Annotated in this window: 4 protein-coding genes and 2 pseudogenes; 4 read left to right on the top strand and 2 right to left on the bottom strand. The window is 44.8% G+C overall.

The window, feature by feature from the left end; translation table 11 throughout:
* The first annotated feature begins 44 nt into the window (after window positions 1-44).
* The 4 genes and pseudogenes from C7B70_RS28600 to C7B70_RS28140 all read left to right on the top strand — a co-directional run bounded on the left by C7B70_RS28600 (window position 45) and on the right by C7B70_RS28140 (window position 2,691).
* Window positions 45-176, top strand: coding sequence for a hypothetical protein (locus C7B70_RS28600; RefSeq protein WP_255409388.1), 132 nt, complete (start codon window positions 45-47; stop codon window positions 174-176).
* Between the two features lie 678 nt (window positions 177-854).
* Window positions 855-1,877 (top strand): reverse transcriptase domain-containing protein, encoded by a 1,023-nt coding sequence (locus C7B70_RS28150; RefSeq protein ID WP_233221152.1) that lies wholly within the window; start codon window positions 855-857, stop codon window positions 1,875-1,877.
* A gap of 16 nt (window positions 1,878-1,893) precedes the next feature.
* Window positions 1,894-2,169: pseudogene (locus C7B70_RS28995) on the top strand (group II intron maturase-specific domain-containing protein); the annotation flags it as partial.
* 81 nt (window positions 2,170-2,250) lie between these two features.
* Complete coding sequence (locus C7B70_RS28140; protein ID WP_233221151.1) at window positions 2,251-2,691, top strand: HNH endonuclease; 441 nt, start codon at window positions 2,251-2,253, stop codon at window positions 2,689-2,691.
* A 168-nt stretch (window positions 2,692-2,859) separates the two neighbouring features.
* Here the strand turns inward: C7B70_RS28140 and C7B70_RS26715 are convergent, their stop codons facing one another.
* Together C7B70_RS26715 and C7B70_RS26710 are read right to left on the bottom strand one after the other, a co-directional pair.
* Complete coding sequence (locus C7B70_RS26715; RefSeq protein ID WP_158260597.1) at window positions 2,860-3,084, bottom strand: hypothetical protein; 225 nt, start codon at window positions 3,082-3,084, stop codon at window positions 2,860-2,862.
* Between the two features lie 84 nt (window positions 3,085-3,168).
* Window positions 3,169-3,619 (bottom strand): annotated as a pseudogene (locus C7B70_RS26710) (transcriptional regulator); the annotation flags it as partial.

Here is a 3,619-nt window from a genome sequence, read left to right as displayed (position 1 = left end):
TTGGTTGATAAAACAACGTTGGAAGAGGTGGCGTTGGAGTATAAGTGATGAATAAAATTAAATCTTGGTTATTTGCGATCACACCATTAGAAGGAGAGAGTTTAAGTCATTTTCTGGGGCGCTTTCGGCAGGAAAATGATTTGTCTGCTTCAGGGTGTGCGATTCGTTTTGGATAAACCCATTTTTGGGGAGACTCCAAGCTTCAGTAAGGTAATTCTTCAGGATTGAGTTCGCACTTAAATCCCTTACTGATGATAACTGGTTACTCATACAAGTGAGGTGTTTCACCAAATCTTGTTGTCCTGGTGCGGGATTAAAAGCACACAGCGCCCTCTACCGTGAGGTAGATGTGGAGTTTCCCCTACCTCTGAACTGACAATCCAGAAGTAGAAGCGGGAGTGAAAGCGGTACTAGCGGTAATAGCTGAAAGCGCTCACCGCAAGCAGGAGTCCTATGGGTAGAAAAAACAAAGTGCCGTTGAGCCATCGTTACGCTGAACCAGGGGATATAATCTTGTAGACTTCGGTCTACCTCCTGGGCTGGAAATATCCGGCAAGGGTAAGGTCTAGCAAGATCGTCCGACTGAGCTAACGCACCACCTTTAACCCCGGTGGAAAGGCACACCCTAACGGCTCAAACCAATGAGTAACTGGAACGAAGTAATCCATCCGTGAGTTCCTACTATGGTCGGTTAGTAGGTAGGCGGTCAGGCTACATACCACGCATGGAAAGGATGGTTCAAAAAGCTAAAGCCTAGACCGAACTAACGGTCAATGCTTGAAAAGAGATGGCGTAACTGCCGGGATACGCTGACGTGAACCGCAGTGTGTAAAGAGCTAGAGGTGTAATTAGTAATGGATAAGTCTAATTCGGATTCATTCAAGAATACTGAGGGATGGAGAAGCATCAATTGGCGACAAGTCGAACGATACGTTTTCAAGTTACAAAAACGCATCTACGCCGCTTCACGTTGTGGTGATGCCAAGCGAGTCCGAAAACTCCAGAAGACATTAATGAGGTCTTGGTCTAATCGGGTATTAGCGGTACGACGGGTTACAGTTGAAAATCAAGGAAAAAAGACAGCAGGAGTGGATGGTGTAAAATCACTGCCCCCAGAAGCACGTCTAGACCTTGCAAAGCGTTTAAGACCCACCGGAAAATCTATGCCCACACGTCGGGTATGGATACCGAAACCCGGAAAGGAGGAAAAACGCCCCTTGGGAATCCCCACAATGTACGACCGCGCCCTACAAGCTGTAATAAAAGCAGTTATTGAACCGGAATGGGAGGCTATTTTTGAGCCTTCAAGTTACGGTTTTAGACCCGGAAGGTCATGCCACGATGCAGTAGCACATATAAAGCTGGCGATTAAAAGCAAAGCAAAATTTGTGTTAGACGCGGACATATCCCGTTGCTTCGACTGCATCAACCATGAGGCATTGCTCCAAAAATTGAACATGAAGGGTAAAGTTAGGCAACAAATAAAAGCCTGGCTAAAATCTGGAGTAATAGATAAAGGGGTATTCACAGCCACATCTGATGGTACACCACAAGGCGGGGTAATTTCCCCACTTTTGGCTAACATTGCCCTGCACGGATTAGAAAACAAAATCAAAGAGTTTGCTGAAAGTTTGGACATGAAACGATCTGTAATAGGAAGACAAATGCCTAAACGAGATAAAAGAAAGTCCTTAACTTTTATCCGGTATGCCGATGATTTTGTTCTGTTACATCAGGACAAATCCGTTGTCACTAGGTGCCGAGAGATAATCTCGGAATGGTTATTAGGTACTGGCTTGCAACTGAAACCAGAAAAAACCAGATTAACTCACACTCTCATTCCCGAATGGAGCGAGGACGGCAAAGGCTGGATTTGACTTTTTAGGTCATCACATTCAACAACATCCTGCTGGCAAATATCGGAGCGTCAGAAATACAAGGAAAGACGAACCATTAGGTTTCATAACCCTCATCACACCTACAAAGAAAGCCTGCAAGGTACACCAGGAGGAAATCAAGAAGCTTATCTTAAAACATCGGCACTCGCCACAGGCTGCGCTGATAGCAGACCTTAACCCTGTAATCAGGGGATGGGCTAACTACTACAAAAATTCCGACTCTCATACAGCCGGAGTTTTAAATCAACAAGACCACCTCACGTACCTAAAATTACGAAGATGGGCAAAATATCGCTGTAAAACTGCCAGTGCTGGATATAACAAATACTGGACAACCATAAATGGCAGAAAAGTGTTTGCAACCAGTCACGAAGGATTAAAACCCTTTTCACTGACAACACATAGTGAAATCGGAAGTAGTAGTTGCTCCTATGTGAAAGTTCAAGGCGATAAAAGTCCCTACGATGGCAATCTAATTTACTGGAGTTCAAGACTTGGTGAGCATCCTGAAATGCCCAAGAGAAAAGCTCTTTTGTTAAAAAAACAAAAAGGCAAATGTGCTTGGTGTGGATTACATTTCCTAAATAATGATGTATTGGAGGTAGACCATATAATCCCACGTATCATAGGGGGGAAAAATGAATACATTAATCTCCAAATACTCCACAAACATTGCCACGATGAAAAAACTACCAGCGATGATAGTTTGAAGTCTCGTAAGACAATGAGAGAAAAAACTACCAGCGATGATAGTTTGAAGTCTCGTAAGACAATGAGATTACACATTGAGTAGCCGTGTGCGATGAAAGCCGCAAGCACGGTTTCGGATGGGAGGGGTAGAGCAGTAATGCTCTCCTCGACCCTACCTAGGGAAAGAAGCAAGAATCGGTACCACTGTAGCACGCCCTTGAAAAGTTTCATCTAAATCCGTTTCCGTCGCTTAGGGAGTTGGAAGCGTTAGCTAGGGTACTTCAGGTGGATGCCGAAGTCTTGCGGGAGATGCTACTGCCTGTTGGGGTTGAAATGAAGCATGAACCGATTCGTTTGTGTGGGGCTTGTTACGCCCAATCACCTTGTCACAAGATTGAGTAGCAGTTTGAGATAATACAGGGATACGTAGGCGAAGCTCGTCGCTGACATCGCCACAAATTAAGTTTGCTTTCAGAATGCCCAAACTGTAGAGCAAGGTTCAAGGTTCCGGCGTTATGGGTCGATGGGTGGTGTCAGAGGTGTTTTGTAACTTTTACGGTAATGGCGGAGTCTCAAAAGCCTAGTTAATTTCTATAGTTGGTGAAGATACCGTTTTGTATGACTGCTGAGGGTGATTTAGTTGTTTGGGGTATCCCAGTTCTATTAATCCCCGGTCTAACATTGGGCTTAAATAGTGGTTCCTAATGCTGTCGGATTTACGGCTTAGTAATTCAGCTAACGTTCGGAGTAATAGATAATGTTCGGAGCAAAGTTCTAAGATTACACGCTCGACTAACTCTTGACCTGCGCGACCTTTCTCACGAACAGGGGCGGCAATATCTTTTAAACGCTTGTAATGTTCGGAGCTTGGCTCGTAATGTTCGGAGCTTAGGAGCAACGTAAGTAAATCCGATTGTTGTTGGTTGACCAAAGCGTAATACGTCCCACGACCGCGACCAGAGCGTTCCAACCAACCATTATTTACTAGGCGATTGAGGCACTCGCCTATGTTTCTAGGATGTTCCCGTCTG

The sequence above is a fragment of the Chlorogloea sp. CCALA 695 genome, assembly GCF_003003885.1.
GTDB lineage: Bacteria > Cyanobacteriota > Cyanobacteriia > Cyanobacteriales > Chroococcidiopsidaceae > Aliterella.
The sequence above is the reverse complement of the archived record's forward strand: the minus strand, read 5'-3'. Positions and strand labels throughout refer to the sequence as shown.

Excerpts from the sequence above, each read along its gene's own strand:
- C7B70_RS28150 (WP_233221152.1), top strand. The coding sequence starts at position 855 with ATGGATAAGTCTAATTCGGATTCATTCAAGAATACTGAGGGATGGAGA.